Annotated in this window: 14 protein-coding genes; 7 read left to right on the forward strand and 7 right to left on the reverse strand. The window is 69.2% G+C overall.

Annotation, left to right across the window (positions count from 1 at the left end):
- Positions 1-8 precede the first annotated feature (8 nt).
- Positions 9-1,454, forward strand: a complete 1,446-nt coding sequence (ahcY, locus tag LRQ07_RS06580) for an adenosylhomocysteinase (protein WP_256536195.1) — start codon at positions 9-11, stop codon at positions 1,452-1,454.
- Positions 1,455-1,505: 51 nt separating this feature from the next.
- Here the strand turns inward: ahcY and LRQ07_RS06585 are convergent, their stop codons facing one another.
- Positions 1,506-2,315: an RDD family protein gene (locus LRQ07_RS06585; RefSeq protein WP_131491981.1), complete on the reverse strand. Its 810-nt coding sequence runs from the start codon at positions 2,313-2,315 to the stop codon at positions 1,506-1,508.
- Between the two features lie 16 nt (positions 2,316-2,331).
- Here LRQ07_RS06585 and LRQ07_RS06590 point away from each other — a divergent pair, with 16 nt between their 5' ends.
- Entirely contained in the window at positions 2,332-3,324 is a 993-nt protein-coding gene (locus tag LRQ07_RS06590) for a stage II sporulation protein M (RefSeq protein ID WP_047523006.1), read from the forward strand.
- Positions 3,325-3,353: 29 nt separating this feature from the next.
- On the opposite strand, the gene LRQ07_RS06595 is transcribed toward LRQ07_RS06590, so the two are convergent.
- The 5 genes from LRQ07_RS06595 to LRQ07_RS06615 form a co-directional block, all read right to left on the reverse strand.
- Entirely contained in the window at positions 3,354-4,661 is a 1,308-nt protein-coding gene (locus LRQ07_RS06595; protein WP_256536196.1) for a DUF58 domain-containing protein, read from the reverse strand.
- Entirely contained in the window at positions 4,662-5,585 is a 924-nt protein-coding gene (locus LRQ07_RS06600) for an AAA family ATPase (protein ID WP_256536422.1), read from the reverse strand.
- Between the two features lie 96 nt (positions 5,586-5,681).
- The gene (locus LRQ07_RS06605) at positions 5,682-6,863 is read right to left on the reverse strand and encodes a DUF4350 domain-containing protein (RefSeq protein ID WP_256536197.1); all 1,182 of its coding nucleotides are present in this window, start codon (positions 6,861-6,863) and stop codon (positions 5,682-5,684) included.
- A gap of 2 nt (positions 6,864-6,865) precedes the next feature.
- The gene (locus LRQ07_RS06610; RefSeq protein ID WP_232762135.1) at positions 6,866-7,507 is read right to left on the reverse strand and encodes a DUF4129 domain-containing protein; all 642 of its coding nucleotides are present in this window, start codon (positions 7,505-7,507) and stop codon (positions 6,866-6,868) included.
- The gene (locus LRQ07_RS06615; RefSeq protein ID WP_256536198.1) at positions 7,504-8,883 is read right to left on the reverse strand and encodes a glycerophosphoryl diester phosphodiesterase membrane domain-containing protein; all 1,380 of its coding nucleotides are present in this window, start codon (positions 8,881-8,883) and stop codon (positions 7,504-7,506) included. The genes LRQ07_RS06610 and LRQ07_RS06615 overlap by 4 nt, the downstream gene beginning before the upstream one ends.
- Before the next feature lie 97 nt (positions 8,884-8,980).
- Between LRQ07_RS06615 and mtrA the strand changes: the two genes are divergently transcribed.
- From mtrA to hpf, 5 genes are all read left to right on the forward strand, one after another.
- On the forward strand, positions 8,981-9,661 hold the full coding sequence (mtrA, locus tag LRQ07_RS06620; RefSeq protein WP_047524414.1) for an MtrAB system response regulator MtrA: 681 nt from the start codon (positions 8,981-8,983) through the stop codon (positions 9,659-9,661).
- Positions 9,662-9,668: 7 nt separating this feature from the next.
- On the forward strand, positions 9,669-11,351 hold the full coding sequence (mtrB, locus tag LRQ07_RS06625) for an MtrAB system histidine kinase MtrB (RefSeq protein WP_256536200.1): 1,683 nt from the start codon (positions 9,669-9,671) through the stop codon (positions 11,349-11,351).
- A complete protein-coding gene (locus tag LRQ07_RS06630; RefSeq protein WP_256536201.1) occupies positions 11,348-13,066 on the forward strand; it encodes an LpqB family beta-propeller domain-containing protein in 1,719 nt (572 codons plus the stop codon). Before mtrB ends, LRQ07_RS06630 begins: the two co-directional genes overlap by 4 nt.
- Positions 13,067-13,159: 93 nt before the next feature.
- On the forward strand, positions 13,160-13,807 hold the full coding sequence (locus tag LRQ07_RS06635) for a ComF family protein (protein ID WP_256536202.1): 648 nt from the start codon (positions 13,160-13,162) through the stop codon (positions 13,805-13,807).
- Positions 13,808-13,939: 132 nt separating this feature from the next.
- The gene (gene hpf / locus LRQ07_RS06640) at positions 13,940-14,596 is read left to right on the forward strand and encodes a ribosome hibernation-promoting factor, HPF/YfiA family (RefSeq protein WP_047524410.1); all 657 of its coding nucleotides are present in this window, start codon (positions 13,940-13,942) and stop codon (positions 14,594-14,596) included.
- 75 nt (positions 14,597-14,671) lie between these two features.
- On the opposite strand, the gene LRQ07_RS06645 is transcribed toward hpf, so the two are convergent.
- Positions 14,672-15,994 carry a hypothetical protein gene (locus LRQ07_RS06645; RefSeq protein ID WP_256536203.1) on the reverse strand — a complete coding sequence of 441 codons (1,323 nt, stop codon included), beginning with the start codon at positions 15,992-15,994 and terminating at the stop codon, positions 14,672-14,674.
- Between the last annotated feature and the right edge of the window lie 36 nt (positions 15,995-16,030).

Here is a 16,030-nt window from a genome sequence, read left to right on the forward strand (position 1 = left end):
ATGAGCGCATGCCTGAGCTCGAGTACCGTGTGGCCGACCTGTCCCTCGCCGAAGCCGGCCGTCACCAGCTGCGGCTCGCGGAGAACGAGATGCCCGGACTCATGGCACTCCGGGAGGAGTTCGGCGGTGCTCAGCCGCTGAAGGGCGCCAGGGTAGCGGGCTCGCTCCACATGACGGTGCAGACCGCGGTCCTCATCGAGACGCTCGTGGCCCTCGGCGCCGAGGCCCGGTGGGCGAGCTGCAACATCTTCTCGACGCAGGACGAGGCGGCCGCCGCCGTCGTCGTGGGTCCCGAAGGCACCGTCGACGCCCCGGCAGGCGTGCCCGTCTTCGCCTGGAAGGGGGAGACCCTCGAGGAGTACTGGGCCTGTACGGCGCGGATCTTCGACTGGTCGTCGAGCGGGTTCGACGGACCCAACCTGATCCTCGACGACGGCGGCGATGCGACTCTGCTCGTGCACAAGGGCGTCGAGTTCGAGAAGGCCGGAGCAATACCTGCACCGACCGAGACCGATTCACAGGAATACTCGATCATCCTCGACCTCCTGCGCCGCTCCCTCGCGGAGTCGAGCGACCGCTGGACGGCGCTCGCCGCAGGGCTGATCGGAGTCACGGAAGAGACCACGACGGGCGTGCATCGTCTCTATGAGCTCGCCGCCTCCGAGGATCTGCTGTTCCCGGCCATCAACGTCAACGACTCGGTGACCAAGAGCAAGTTCGACAACAAGTACGGAATCCGCCACTCCCTCCCCGATGGGCTCAACCGCGCGACCGACGTGCTCATCGGCGGCAAGGTGGCCTTCGTCTGCGGGTACGGCGACGTCGGCAAGGGGGCGGCAGAAGCCCTCCGTGGACAGGGAGCCAGGGTCATCGTCAGTGAAGTCGATCCGATCTGCGCGCTCCAGGCCGCCATGGACGGCTTCCAGGTGGCGCGTCTGCTCGACGTCGCGGGCGAGGTCGACATCGTCGTGACCGGGACCGGCAACCGCGATGTCGTCACGACCGAGCACATGCTGGCGCTGAAGCACCTGGCGATCGTCGCCAACGTCGGGCACTTCGACAACGAGATCGACATGGCGGGTCTGGAAGCCCTCGACGGCGCGGAGAAGATCGAGATCAAGCCGCAGGTCCACGAGTGGCGTCTGCCCCACGGGCGCAGTGTGCTCGTGCTCAGCGAGGGCCGCTTGATGAACCTCGGCAACGCCACCGGCCACCCGTCCTTCGTGATGAGTGCGTCCTTCACGAACCAGGTGCTGGCCCAGCTCGAGCTCTACACGAACATCGAGGCGTACCCGATCGGCGTGTACGTGCTCCCCAAGTCCCTGGACGAGAAGGTGGCCCGCCTCCATCTCGACGCGTTGGGGGTGCAGCTGACCACGCTCAGCGACGCGCAGGCCGCATACATCGGCGTGCCGGTCGAGGGGCCGTACAAGCTCGAGCACTACCGCTACTGAACGCGTCCGCGTCGGAGCTCGTCTGCGTCGGAGGTCGTCCTCCGGCGGGACTCAGACGCCGACGTGACGTCCGGTGAGCCGTTCGGCGCGGCGGTCGGCGTTCTCCAGCGCTCGGCGCTCCCGTTCGCGGCGCAGCACGGTGATGCCGACGAGAACCTGCTCGGGTGACACGGGCGGCACCGGCGACACGAACGGTGTCGCTTCCGCCAGCAGCTCCTGCGCGACGCGGGCCCGCGCGGCGGGGATCATCCGCGGAGCGCTCACCAGGAACTGTGAGATGCGCCGAGCCAGCCGGTCGGGCATTCGCGCGACGTCGGCGATCTGCGCCCATCCGGCCAGCGCCGGGGGCAGCACGGGGGCGTGCGAGATGAGGGCCGGAGTGCGGACCCGCTGGCTGTAGGTCCCCGCGACGAGGTCGCCCAACCGCTGGGACCGCGCCGTGAAGGCGCCCGTGAGCACGGCGATGCCGCCGAACGTGATGTAGATCTCCAGCACGCCGATGAGCGCGCGGATGAAGGCATGGCGGAATCCGGCGGCGCCTCCGTCCACACGGACGATGCGTCCGCCGATCGCGAGCTTGCCCAGACTGCGGCCCTTGAGCGCGACCTCCATGGTGATCGGCAGCACCACGAAGCTGACCACGATCGCCGCGACCGTCGCGATGCGGTCGGTGGCGTCGTCGAGCACGCCGGCGTTCAGCAGCCAGATGCGCAGGAAGAGCCACAGCGCGAAGACGGCGTATCCGAGGAGCATGTCGATGGCGGCACCGAGCGCTCGCAGCAGGAAGCCGACCGGCTGCACATCGATGGCGACGGCTTCGCCGGAGAGCACCTCGTCGGAGACGTCGATCGGGGTGGACATGAGTACAGTAAATCAGGTGGATGCCGACGCGTTGACCGATGCACGCCGTGCCGAGTGGGAACGGCTCGACGAGCTCAGCCGCGCCCGACTCGACGGTGCCGGAGTGGATGAGCTGATCGTCCGCTACCGCGCCGCATCGGCCGACCTCGCCGAACTGAAGACCTCGGTCGGCGACTCGCCGCAGGGCGCGTATCTGTCCACGATCCTCGTGAGAGCCCGGCTCCGCCTCACCGGCGCGTCCGACAGCATCCTCACCCAGACGGCACGGTTCTTCCGACTGCAGCTTCCTGCCGCTCTCTATCGCCTGCGATGGACCACTCTGGTGATCGCGGTCGCCTTCATCGCCGTCGCGGTCGGCACAGCCGCATGGATCGCGAGCGACCCGGCGCTGATCGCGACCCTCGGTCCGCCCGACGCCCTCGAGCAGTACGCGGACGAGAGCTTCACGGGCTACTACACCGAGAACGCCGCGGCCACGTTCATGGGCATGGTGTGGACGAACAACGCCTGGATCGCGATGCAGTGCGTGCTGTTCGGCGTCACCGGGATCTGGCCCGTCTACATGCTCGTGCAGAACGCGATGGGGATCGGCACCGCCGGCGCGATCATGGCGGCGCACGACAAGGCCGATCTGATGGTGCTCTACATCCTCCCGCACGGCATGCTCGAGATGACCTGCATCTTCGTCGCCGGTGCCGCGGGGCTGCACATCTTCTGGGCCTGGGTCGCTCCCGGCCACCGCACCCGCGGGGAGGCTCTCGCCGAGGAGGGGAGGGCACTCGCCACGGTCGCGATCGGACTCATCTTCGCGCTGTTCCTGTCGGGGCTCGTCGAGGGCTTCGTGACCGGCTGGGGCCTCCCGTGGCCGGTGAAGATCGGGATCGGTGCGGCCGCTCTCGCGGTGTTCCTGATCTACATGCTCGTCATCGGAGGGCGTGCGCACCGGGCGGGGGAGACCGGCGACCTCGTCGAGTACGAGGCAGGGACTCCGCGGCTCATCTCCGGCTGATCGCCCTCAGTGCACGGGCACGGCACAGGTCAGAGGCGTCCTGCGGCCTTCAGCTCGAGGTAGCGATCCGCGATGCGAGGGGGGAGTTCCTCCGGGTCGGCGGCGATCGCCTCTCCACCGGCTCTGCGGATCGCGTCGGCGACGTTCTCCGCGTCACGGAGGGTGCGTTCGGCCGCGGCAGCGAGGTACACCTCTTCCCGGGAACCTCGTTCTCGGGCGAGAGCACTGATGCCGTCGTCCGTCACCGAACCGACGAGGACCGTCGTCGCCCGTGACGCCCGCGGGAAGGCCCCGAGGAAGCCGCGCGCCGATTCTGCGGCATCCTGCGCGGTCAGCGCGACGATCAGCGACGGTCGTGTGGTGAGCGAGCGGACCGCAGCGAAGGCACCGTGCCAGTCGGTGTCGACCAGGCGTGCGTGCACCGGGGCCATCGCGTCGGTCATTGCCGGGAGCAGTGCGGTGCCGTCGACACCGGTCACCCTGCCACGGACGACGCGGTCGTACAGGAGCAGGTGCACGTGATCGCCGGCGCGGGAGGCGAGCGCGGCGAGGAGGAGGGCGGCCTCGAGGGAGGCATCGACACGGGTGCCGTCCCCGACTCGGGCAGCGGCTGTGCGGCCCGTGTCGATGATGATGACCACGTGCCTGTCGCGCTCAGGACGCCACGTGCGAAGCATCGTCGTTCCGGCTCGAGCCGTGGCCCGCCAGTCGATCGAGCGCACGTCATCACCCCGTACGTACTCGCGCAGCGAATCGAACTCGGTTCCCTGACCGCGCACCTGGATGCTGGTGTTGCCGTCCAGTTCGCGCAACCGCGCGAGGCGTGAGGGCAGGTGCTTTCGCGAGGAGAAAGCCGGCAGCACCCGGATCGCGCCGCGGACGACGTGTCGTGCTTGTCGTCCGGCGAGGCCGAGGGGGCCGCGCGAGCGGATCATCACGAAGTCGCTCACCAGTTCCCCACGTCGCCGGGGGCGGAGGGTGATCGAGACACGGGCGCGTTCCCCCCGAGCCACACGCAGGTGCTGGCGTTCGGCGGGAGCCCCTGCCGTGGGCTGCCAGGCGTCGCGGATCACGGCGTTCAGTGTCCTGGTGCCGTGGTTGTGGACGGCGACGCTCACCGGGACCTGCTCGCCCAGACGAGCTCGCTGGGGCACCCGGCGGCTCACGGTCACCGATCGGGGGTTCGCAGCGAGTGTGACATCCAGGGCGACCAGCAGCACGCACAGGCCGATCCAGGCCCCGAGGGCGGGGTACGCCGGATAGCCCGCCAGTCCGATGAGGACGAGCGGGAGGACGCCCACGGCGAGGGCGATGGTGAGCCGGCCGGTGATGAACACCTAGATCGGCACCCGGGTCTGCTGCACCACGGAAGTGAGGACCGCGTCGGCCGACACGCCTTCCATCTGGGCATCCGGCCGCAACTGGAGCCGGTGGCGCCAGGCCGGAACCAGCATGGTCTGCACGTGGTCGGGGGTCACCGCGGAGGAGGCATTGAGCCAAGCCCAGGCTTTGGCTGCCGCGAGCAGTCCCGTCGAGGCGCGGGGGCTGGCACCGAGCTCGACCGAGGGGGACTGGCGTGTCGCGCGCGCGAGGTCGACGACGTAGCCGAGGACGTCGTCGGTGACCTCGACCGCCGCCGCGCGCTCCTGGGCGGCACGGATCTCGTCCGGCGAGACCACCGGATCGATACCCGTGAGTTCGCGGGGGGAGAAGCCGTCCGCGTGGCGGCGCAGCACCGAGAGCTCGGCATCGCGTTCGGGCATGCCGACGACGAGCTTCATCAGGAAGCGGTCCAGCTGTGCCTCGGGCAGCGAGTAGGTGCCCTCGTGCTCGATCGGGTTCTGGGTCGCAGCGACGAGGAACGGGTCCGGCAGAGGACGACTGACACCGTCGGCCGACACCTGGCGCTCCTCCATCGCCTCGAGAAGGGCTGCCTGCGTCTTCGGAGGCGTGCGGTTGATCTCGTCCGCGAGCAGGATGTTGGTGAACACGGGCCCGGCCCGGAAATCGAACTCGCCGGTGCGAGCGTCGTATACGAGCGAACCGGTGACATCGCCCGGCATGAGGTCGGGCGTGAACTGGACGCGCTTCGTGTCGAGGCCGAGCGCTCGAGCGAAGGACCGGACCACCAGCGTCTTCGCGACCCCGGGCACGCCCTCGAGGAGGACGTGGCCCCGGGCGAGCAGGGACACCAGGAGTCCGGTGACGGTGCCGGCCTGCCCGACGACGGCCTTGTCGACCTCGGTGCGGACCCGATGCATGGCCTGACGAAGCGCGGCGTCGTCGGCGGGGAGATTCTCAACGGTCACGGGGTTCCCTCGGGTTCTCTGGGTGGATGGAAGGGTCGGCTCGTTCGATCATTCGTCATGCCTCGCACTGTGCCTGCTCGACTCCACTGCGGCCTCGAGGTCATCGAGTCGTCGTGCGAGATCGATCAGGGCTGTGTCGTCGGTGGGCAGGGGCCCGGCCAGCAGGGCTTGCAGGGTGCCGCGCGGGATCCGAAGTCGGTCGGAGGCCGCGTCAGCGACCTCGTCCGCGCCGGCGTGTGCGGCGAGCCCGAGTCGTCGTGCGAGTCGGCGCTGGGCGCCGTCGCGGAGAGCTTCCGCGGCGTGTGCCGAGTCCGCGGCCCTGGCCGTCAGACGCGCGCGCCCGTGCATCGTCTCGGAGGCGCGGACGGTCACGGGCAGAGTCTCGGCCACCAGCGGGCCGAAGCGCTGACCGCGCCAGACGGCCGCGGCGATCCCTGTGAGGAGCAGCAGGAGGATCACCGGGGTGACCCAGGGCGGTGTCAAGGTTCCGAGCGTGTCGATCGACTCGCCCTCGATGTCGGAGTCCGCGAAACTCGGGACGTACCAGACGACGTGGTCCGTCTGCCCGAGTAGGGCGAGGGCCAGCGCGGCGTTGCCGTTCTCCGCGAGGGAGGCGTTTGCGAAAAGCCTCGAGCCCTCCACGACGATGCGGCGGTCGTCCGTGCGGTCGTCCACGAGCACCGCGGCGCCGTTCGCATCGCCGAAGCAGGGCACCACCCCACTCGTGGGGGAGAAGAGTCTGTCCGCGCGGATCGTCCCCACTCGGGCGAACTCGGCGACATCGCACTCGGCGGACACCGCAGGAAGCGTCCCCGGGGCGTTCTCACCGATGTCGAGTGCGCTCAGGAGATGGGTGCCTGCGGAGAGGAACACGATGCGGTCCGCCGGTTCCATCAGCGTCTCCAAGGCGTCGTCCGTCAACGTGTACGGATTCGCCATCACGAGGGTCGTGTCGTCGCCGATCGCCGCGCGCGCGGCCGTCCGGGAACGCTCGACGTCGACGTCGACTCCTCGGTCGCGAAGGATCTCGGCGAGGGCGAGCGCGCCCGCGTCGTCCCGGCCCTCCGGATCGAGCGCTCCCCGTGCTCCCGGCGGTGTCACACTGACACGGAGCGCGACGAAAGCGACGATCAGCAGGAGCGCCACCACGATCAGCCAGCCCACGATCGCCTTCGTCTTGCGCGGTCGGTGCTCGGCGGTCGACGGGACCGACGGGGTTTGAGCGGTCATGCTCACGCCGGCACCTCCTCGGGACGAAGCGACAGCAGTCGGGCGTCGGTCGCGGCGAGCTCTCGATAGGTCTGCTCCGTCGCGGCGTGCCCGAGGTAGCGGACGTCGTCGAACGCGGTGGCCGCGCGGCGCATCGCCTCCGCCTCCTGCTCGAACACCCGGATCGCGTCGCGCGCGATGGACTGCGCGGTGGCGCCGGGAGCGGGATCGATCAGATCCCGCTCCAGCAGGCTCCGGGCGATGGCGCGGTACCGGAGGATCGTCGCCGTGCTCCAATCGCCTTCGCGTGCTCGGCGCTCGGCGTCGCTGCGCAGTTGTGACGCCGAGCGATCATCGGCCGCGCCCAGGAGATCCGCGCGACCGCGTCGGACGGTGCGGGACCTTCGAGGCCGACCCCAGATGATGAGGGCCGCGATCAACGCGGCGACGATGAGCGTGATCACGATGATGAGGGCGGCCGGCCCCACATTCGCACTGTTGTCGGCGTTGAACAGATCGGCGAGGAAACGGCCCACGTCACGGGCGAAGAGGTCGAACCACGTCGGCTTCGCGTCGGCATAGCGCGGGTTGGAGAGTTCCTCCTCGGCCCAGCGTCGCGCCTCGTCGCCGTCGGGGACGAACAGGTCGTCGAACGGTCGGATCATGCCGTGTCATCGCCGCCGGGCGCAGCCCAACCGGTCTCCCGCGGGGCGGTCGGTGCGGTCGGTGCGGGCGGAGGCGGGGGCGGGAACCCCGTCGGCGCGGCCCCCATCGATCCCGTGCTCCCCGGCGATGGTGTCGGCACCGGGGGTGCGGAGGGCTGCGCCGGGGGCGGGGGCGAAGGCTGTCCCGGGTAGGGCTGCGCTGCCGGGTAGGGGGAGGAGGGAGCGCCCGGTGCGGTGCCGTACGGAGCAGAGGCGTAGCCCTGGGTCATCTGCACGTGCTCGGGAACCTGTCGGGGCGGTGGTGCGGAGCTGACGGCACGGGCGGGGTCCACCCGGAACGGGTCACCCTGCTGCTCGTCCGTCCAGCCGAGGTCCCGGCGTTCCACATACGCGATGAGTGTCTGATCCAGGCCCTCGTACCGCATCCTGCAGTCGACGTAGATGAGTGCGGCACCCGTGCTCTGGACCACCGCCGCGATCGCCTGGATCACGAGGATCAGGATCTGCGGCGCGAGGATCGCGAGGACGAAACCGACGACGGCCGCAGGTTCCAGAGCGCCGGTGGGCGCGATCACGGGAGTGAGGAGCGTGCTCAGCAGCGTCGAGGGGATGCTCACGACCTGCATCGCCACGCCCATGATGAGGTTGATGAGGAACACGACCCCGAAGGCGACCCAGAAGCGGCCCCGGGTGAGGCGCCAGGACCGGACGAGTGCGTCGCGGAAGCGTGCACGTTCGAGGACGAGGATCGACGGCACCAGCAGCAGCTTCGTCGTCAGCCACACGAACAGCGGGATGGCGGCGAGCACGATGAGGATCACCGTGAGCACGACGACCCCGATGAGCTCGGCACTACCACCCAGGCCGCCCGCCACGAACGCGGCGATGATCGCCGCGACGATCGCGAAGAGTCCGAAGACCGCGGCCACAGTCAGCGACGCGAAGCCGGCGAGCCGCCAGAACGACGGCGCCATCCTGCGCCAGAGCATCCGGAGCGTGGCCTTCACGCCGACGGCTGCGTAGCCGATCTCGGCGGCGACGACGCCCTGCATGACCGCGGTGAACGCGATCGTCGCGAGGCCCACGGCGATTCCGGCGATGAGGTTGATCCCGACCGTCCCGGCCAGCACCGCCTCGAAGTCCGGTGACGAGGGGGAGACCGTCTCCAACCGGGAGAACGTCGTGAAGAACACGACCCCCATCACGCCCGCGGTGACGAACACGACGACGAGCTGGATGACGACGGCGAACCCGAACAGCACCTTCGGGTTGTGCCGGAGCGCCGCGAAGGCCTTCCCCAGCAGCATTCCGAATGTCAGCGGATGAAGAGGGATGATCCCCTTCTTCGGGGCGGGCGTCCATGTCTGGCCACTCAAAAGGCACTCCCTCCATCGTGCGGTCCCATCGTGTCATATCCACGACGTGGTGCGCAGACCTGGGGCCTCTGGGACTGGGTGCCATAAGGTAACAGTTATGACCTCACGCATTCTCGTGGTCGACGATGACACAGCACTCGCCGAGATGATCGGAATCGTGCTGCGCACCGAGGGTTTCGAGCCGGTCTTCTGCGCGGACGGAGCGCGAGCCGTCGAGGAGTGGCGCACGCAGCGGCCCGATCTGGTGCTGCTCGACCTCATGCTCCCCGGGATGGACGGGATAGAGATCTGCACGCGCATCCGCGCCGAATCCGGGGTGCCGATCATCATGCTCACGGCACGCAGCGACACAGCCGACGTCGTCCGTGGGCTCGAGGTGGGCGCGGACGACTACATGGTCAAGCCGTTCAACCCCAAGGAACTCGTGGCGCGGATCCGTACTCGTCTCCGTCCGACGCCGCAGGCCACCAGCGAACAGCTGCGGGTCGGTGACCTCACCGTCGACGTGGACGCGCATGAGGTGCGTCGAGGGACGGACCCGATCGCACTCACGCCTTTGGAGTTCCAGCTGCTCGTCGCTCTCGCCTCGAAGCCTCAGCAGGTCTTCTCCCGGGAGATGCTCCTGGAACAGGTGTGGGGATACCACTACAAGGCCGACACGCGACTCGTGAACGTGCATGTGCAGCGTCTTCGCGCCAAGGTCGAGCTCGACCCGGACAACCCCAAGATCGTGATGACGGTGCGCGGTGTGGGCTACCGTGCCGGGAGCGTGGGCTAGGAGCACGATGGCTGCGACGACAGCGACCACGACGACGGTCGCCGTCCTGCGCGACTGGCGAGGCTGGCCGACGATGCTCGGCCTCCTGTGGAGACGGTCCCTCCGGTTCCGCACCCTCTCGATCACGCTGCTCGCGACCTCGTTGGCGATCTTCATCACGTGCGTGACGATGGCTCTCGCGATCCAGAACGACCTCTTCATCTCACGGAAGAACGTCGCCCTCGAAGACGCGCGCCGAGCAGTCGACCAGGCGCAGCGGATCCTCGATGTGGCCGAGGTGGGAGACGACCCGGCTGCGCTCAGCACTCTCTGGGACGGCATCAGGGACACGCTGGCACGGACGTCGAGCACCGACCAGCTCGCGGGATACAAGATCGAGACGGGCGCCGACACCTCGCCGTTGAACGGGTTCGAGGCCGGGCTGAACGAGAGCCTGTTGAGCCCGGAACTGCGCAGGCGCGTGGTCGAACTCGATGACCGCCAGGAGTGGCAGTCCGTCGCGCTCCCGGTCGAGAACGGCGGGGTGGTCCCCGGGATCATCGTGGGACAGCAGCTCCAGGTCCCGGAAGCGGGGCCGTTCGAGATCTACTTCGCCTATGACCTGGGCGATGCCGATCAGACGCTCCTGTTCGTGCAGCGCACGCTCTGGATCGCCGGGATCGGGCTCGTGGCGATCGTGGCGGCGATCTCCTGGATCGTCCTGCGAGCTGTGTCGACACCGATCGTCCAGGCCGCCGAGACGAGTGCGCGACTCGCCGCGGGCGATCTGGGGGTGCGGATCGATGTGCACGGCGAGGACGAGCTGGCCGTCCTCGGGCGTTCGTTCAACGCCATGGCCGACAGCATCGAGGCGCAGATCAAGGAACTCGGCGAGCTGTCGATGGTGCAGCAGCGCTTCGTCTCCGATGTCTCGCACGAGTTGCGTACACCGCTGACCACTATCCGACTCGCCGCGGACATGCTGAACGACCAGCGTGCGGAGTTCGAGCCGACCACGGCGCGCGCAGCGGAACTGCTGCACGCGCAGGTGCAGCGGTTCGAGACGCTGCTCTCCGACCTGCTCGAGATCAGTCGCTACGATGCGGGATCGGTGCAGCTCGAGCTCGAGGCCACGAGTCTCGCGCACCTGGCCGAGGACATCATCGAACAGATGAGACCGCTCGCGGACGGCCACGGCACCGAATTGCGCTTGGTGGCGCCAGGCGGCTACTCGCCCGTGGACATGGACCCCCGCCGGGTGCGCCGGGTGCTGCGCAATCTGATCGGCAACGCGATCGAGCACGGCGAGGGCCGTCCGGTCGTCATCACGGTCGACAGCAACCAGCACGCGGTCGCCGCCGGCGTCCGGGACTTCGGTCTCGGGATGGAGCCGGGCGACGCCGAGCGGGTGTTCGACCGGTTCTGGCGGGCGGATCCGTCTCGACAGCGCACCATCGGCGGCACGGGGCTCGGGCTGTCGATCGCTCTCGGCGACGCCACCCTGCACGGCGGAACGCTGGCGGTCTGGTCGGAACTCGGTGTCGGGACGAACTTCGTGCTGACCATTCCTCGGCACGAGGGGACGCTGGACGGACCGAGCCCGGTCCCCGTCGAGCCGCAGGAGCCGTTGGCGGAGCTGGGCGACGCGACACAGCCGATCTCGCTCGCCGAGAGTCGCATCGAGCTGTTCGACGAGGGGGAGGGGCCATGATCCGCGCACGATCGAAGAGACGATTGCGTGGTGCGGCGCTGGCGCTCGCCGCGCTGCTGCTGCCGGCGTGTGCAGGGCTTCCGACCAGCGGCGACGTGACAGTCGGCCTCAAGCTCGGCGAATCGTCGCAGGACATCGACTTCTTCCCGGTCGCTTCGGGCCCGGTCAAGGGGGCCGGCCCCGAGCGGATCGTGGAGGGCTTCCTGGAGGCCGGCATCACCACCGCCGACAACTGGGCCACAGCGCGCGAGTTCCTTTCGCCTGCGTTGCAGCGGACCTGGCGACCCGCGTCCGGCGTGTCCGTCGACGCGGGCCCGGAATCCCGCACCCTCACCTCGACGGTCCCCGAAGAGCTGGTCGAGGAGGCGGATACGGCGGAGGTGCAGGTCGAGCTGGACCTGGTCGCGAGCGTCGACGAATCCGGTGCCTACGCGGATGCGCCCGGGGCCTCGACCATGCCGTTCGCCCTCGAGCGGATGGACGACGGCGAATGGCGCATCACGGAAGCGCTCGACGGGGTCGTGATCGACGACCCGCGGTTCGACAAGGTGTACGACGCCTATCCGCTGCAGTACTTCGACGTCAGCTGGTCGCGACTCGTCCCCGACATGAGGTGGTTCCCTCGGCGCCAGAGCCCGGCGACGACGGTGACGCGGGCACTGATCGGCGGTGTGCCCAGCGCCTGGCTGGATCCCGTCGTGCAGAACTCGTTCCCCGCCGACGTCCAGCTGGCCCAGGACGCGGTTCCGATCACCGGGCAGGTGGCCGAAGTCGCGCTCACCCGTCCGGCGGTCGCGCTCGACGAGACGACGCTCGCGCGGATGCGCACCCAGTTGCAGGCGACGCTGAGGGCCGCAGGCGTCGCAGTCACGCGCGTGCAGTTCACCGTGGACGGCCGTGACCTCGATGCCGGCGTGGTCGACGTGATCGAACCCTCGACCGAGATCGGCACGCTCGTCCTGAAGGACGGGGTCTTCGGCAAGATCGTGGGAGATGAGATCTCGCCCCTACCCGGCATCAGCGCCGAGATCGACGCGATCGCTCAACCCATCCTCTCCCTCGATGTGGCGGCGGACGAGTCCCAGGTCGCGGCGCGACTCGGAGACGGTCATGTCTACCTCGTCCGCGACGGCAGCCGCGTCGAGCTGGATTCGCGTACCGGGCTCATCGATCCTTCGCTCGACCCGTACGGGTACACCTGGTCGGTGCCGCGAGGGGATCCTTCCGCCCTACGCGCCTGGGACGCTGAGGTGGTTCCGCAGACGGTGGGGAACGCCTGGCCGAATGCTTCCGCGATCTCGGACCTCCGGGTCGCCGCGGACGGCAGTCGGGTTGCCGCGGTCATCACGGTCGGCAGGCAGTACTGGGTGGTCGTGGCCGGCATCGTCCGCGACGCCGCGGGTGTTCCGATCGAGCTCAGCGATGCCAAGCAGCTGATCCAGCTCTCCGAGCCGGCGACGGGCCTGGTGTGGTTGGGTGCCGACCAGCTGGGTGTGCTGATGGACCCGAGCAGTCCGAAACTCATCACTCAGATGGTCGGGGGACCGGGTACCTCGGAGGCCGCTCCGGGCGATGCGATCTCCGCCGCCGGTGCGCGGACGACCGCGGGAGTGCGCATCCTCGGTGCGGGCGGACAGCTGTTCGCACATGCGGGGACGGCCTGGCGTGAAGTCGCGTCCGGGATCTCCGTCCTCGCCACCCGCGCAGGCGAATGACACTTCCTGCACGACACGGTCCCGCACGAGGCTTGTGCAGGAAGGCCGGCGGCTCGGCGGTGTGACCGATGCCAGGAGTCGCAGAATCGTCGGATGCAGGAAGAATCCCGTCTCCTTCGGATCGGCGCCGAGGTCGCCGCGTTCCTGCTCGCCGCGAACTGCGCGGGCTGCGGTGAGCCCGGCCTCCTGCTGTGCCCAGGCTGTCGGAGTGCCTTGGCGCCGCGGGCGCAGGAGTCGGTGACACCGGCGGGGCTGCCCGTCTGGTCCGCCCTGGAGTTCGACGGGGTGGCGGCGCGCTGCATCCGGCGGCTCAAGGGGGAGGGGGACACGCTCATCGCGCGCCCGCTCGGTGCGGCACTGGCGAGCGTCCTCACCCCGCTGGTGACATCGGCGACGTGGATCGTGCCCGTTCCGACGAGCCGGGCCGCTTTCCGACGTCGGGGCTACCGTGTCCCGGACCTGCTGGTCCGCCGTGCGCATGCGGATCCGCAGGCCGTGCTCGCCGTCGAGGGAGCGCGCCCGGATCAGCGCGGGCTGGGCGCTCGCGCGCGCCAGACGAACGTCCGCGGAGCGATGCGTGCCCGGCACCGAGGGGAGGGAGCCGAGGCGGTCATCGTCGACGACGTGATCACGACCGGGGCGACATTCGACGAGGCAGCGCGCGCCCTCACGGTGGCCGGGTTCCGAGTCGTCGCGGCCGTCGCGCTCGCCGCCACGCCGCTTCGTGGCGGATTCGCATGAACCTCATCGACAACCCACCGGAGACACAGGAGAACCAGCTCGTGACATCCGTCGACGGGCGGACTACGGTGGGGGGACACAAGGCGACCACGGTCCGCCCTTGGCCGGGAGGACCGGGACAAGGAGGCAGCAATGGAAACAAGCATCGTTGGCGTCGGAGTGGGTATCACCGATCGCTTCCGAACCGTTGTCGAAGAGAAGATCGCCAAGATCCAGATGCTCGCGTCTCGCGCGCAGCGGCTGGATGTGAAGGTCACCCATCGCGTGTATCGCAACGGTCATGTGCCCGATGAGACCGTCGAGCTCACGCTGATCGGGAAGGGACCGGTCGTCCGAGCCGAAGCGACCGATGGAGACAAGTTCGTCGCTCTCGATCTCGCGGTGGACAAGATGTCCGAGCAGCTGCGTCGCGCGAAGGAGAAGCGGGTCGATGGACGACAGCACCCGCGCGGCGCTCACTTCGAGAAGGAGAGCGGAGCTCTCACGGGCATCGACGTCCAGCCGGCCTCGGCGGATGTCCTGCATGCCGTCGCCACCGGCAACGTGCCGGTGCAGCAGACGGAAGAGGAGGAGTACTCGCCCGTCGTCATCCGCACGAAGAGCTTCGACGCCGAGTGGATGACCGTCGAGGAGGCCGTCGACCGGATGGAACTGGTCGGACACGACTTCTTCCTCTTCGTGGACGTCCGCACCGACCACCCGAGTGTCGTCTACCGGCGCAAGGGCTGGGACTACGGCGTGATCGCGTTGAGCACCCAGGCTCCGCCGTCCGAGGCCCTCGCCTCCTGATCGACGTTGCGAAACGGCCCGGCCCCGAGAAAGGGACCGGGCCGTTTCGACGTCCGAGAGGCGTGAGGGCTCGGGTCAGTCGAAGATGCCGTCGAGCAGGCTGCCGATCACGAGTCCACCGAGGATGCCGGATGCGAGGTCACCGCCGCCACCGCGTCGTCCGCCGCCGCCTCCCCATCCGCCGCCGCCCCAGCCCTCGTCCTGCGGGCGGGACGAATCGATGTCGCGCTGGGCGAGCTGCAGCGCCTCGGAGGCGAGGTGTGCGACCCGTCGTGCCTGCACGAGCGCGGCTTCGCGGGTCTCTTCGGCCGGGAGGAGGTCGGAGAGGTCGACACGAAGTCGTTCCGCCTCGGCGAGGCGTGTGCGGGCGTCCGCGCCGATCCAGCCGCGATGACCGGCGATCAAGCCGCGTGCCACACCCAGCTGCCGGTCGGCGTCGTCGATCGCGTGCTGCACCTGGGCGATGCTCGGGAGCGGGTTCTCGGCGCGGTGGCGTGCCTTCGCGATGGCGTCGTCCAGCGCGGAGTTGGCGTCACGCAAGCGGGAGAGCTCCGCGAACGGATCGTTGGGTTGTCCCGACGGCGTCAGCGCCGAGAGCGCGGCCTGGAGGTCTGCGACGGCTGACGCCACCGCCGGTACCGCGGGAGCGTTGCGTGCGGCGATGAGGTCGTTACGGGAGTCGGCCACGACTTCGGCGAGCGTGGATTCGGCGCGCAACGCTTCGATCTCGAAGTCCTCGACGGCGTCGAGGAGCGCGGATGCTCGCCGGGTCGCTTCGGTCGCGGTCTCGAGCGCGACGTTCGCCTCTTCGTTCTGTTTCGCCGCTCGACGGCGCTCCGACACGTCGGCGCTGTGGGTTGCGAAGCTGATGAGCTGCTCCGCTTCGGCGGCGCTGGCCGTGATCTGGTGCATCGCGGAATCGGCGTAGCGTGCGGAGAGACGTGCGACAGCCTCGTTGGTCTGCGGGATGCGGGCGCTGAGCGCCTCAGCCTCCGCGCGCACTCGTGCGATGATCTCGGGCGCGCGTCGAACCGTGGAGACGGACTCCGCGAGCTCGGAGGTCTTCTCGTCGAGGAGGTCCTGCGCCCAGTCGCACAGCTGCAGGATGCGTGCATTGCGGGTGCGCAGCTCTTCGTCCGTGTCGGGGATCTCATCGTGATTCAGCTGGTGGAGCTGGAACGCCTCGCGCAGATGGGTGCGCACCGCGGCGAGTGCCGTTCGCAGGTCGGCGGTCAGGCCTTCGCCGAGTTCGGCCTCGGCGAAGGAGAGCTCGTCGGCCGTGGTGCGGATCCGCTCATCCGCTCCGACGAGGGCCTGCTCCGCACGCCGAGCCAGATCGGCGTCCCGAGCGGCGAGCTCTTCCTGTTCGCGTTTGCGCTTGCCCCAAAAACCAGCCATGGGTCGATCCTAGTTTCCCCGGCGCATGAGCCGGCT

Source organism: Microbacterium sp. J1-1 (assembly GCF_024498615.1).
GTDB classification, from domain to species: Bacteria; Actinomycetota; Actinomycetes; order Actinomycetales; family Microbacteriaceae; genus Microbacterium; species Microbacterium aurugineum.

Excerpts from the sequence above, each read along its gene's own strand:
- ahcY (WP_256536195.1), top strand. The coding sequence starts at position 9 with ATGCCTGAGCTCGAGTACCGTGTGGCCGACCTGTCCCTCGCCGAAGCC.
- LRQ07_RS06585 (WP_131491981.1), bottom strand. The coding sequence starts at position 2,315 with ATGTCCACCCCGATCGACGTCTCCGACGAGGTGCTCTCCGGCGAAGCC.
- LRQ07_RS06600 (WP_256536422.1), bottom strand. The coding sequence starts at position 5,585 with ATGCATCGGGTCCGCACCGAGGTCGACAAGGCCGTCGTCGGGCAGGCC.
- LRQ07_RS06605 (WP_256536197.1), bottom strand. The coding sequence starts at position 6,863 with ATGACCGCTCAAACCCCGTCGGTCCCGTCGACCGCCGAGCACCGACCG.
- LRQ07_RS06610 (WP_232762135.1), bottom strand. The coding sequence starts at position 7,507 with ATGATCCGACCGTTCGACGACCTGTTCGTCCCCGACGGCGACGAGGCG.
- mtrA (WP_047524414.1), top strand. The coding sequence starts at position 8,981 with ATGACCTCACGCATTCTCGTGGTCGACGATGACACAGCACTCGCCGAG.
- mtrB (WP_256536200.1), top strand. The coding sequence starts at position 9,669 with ATGGCTGCGACGACAGCGACCACGACGACGGTCGCCGTCCTGCGCGAC.
- LRQ07_RS06630 (WP_256536201.1), top strand. The coding sequence starts at position 11,348 with ATGATCCGCGCACGATCGAAGAGACGATTGCGTGGTGCGGCGCTGGCG.
- LRQ07_RS06635 (WP_256536202.1), top strand. The coding sequence starts at position 13,160 with ATGCAGGAAGAATCCCGTCTCCTTCGGATCGGCGCCGAGGTCGCCGCG.
- hpf (WP_047524410.1), top strand. The coding sequence starts at position 13,940 with ATGGAAACAAGCATCGTTGGCGTCGGAGTGGGTATCACCGATCGCTTC.
- LRQ07_RS06645 (WP_256536203.1), bottom strand. The coding sequence starts at position 15,994 with ATGGCTGGTTTTTGGGGCAAGCGCAAACGCGAACAGGAAGAGCTCGCC.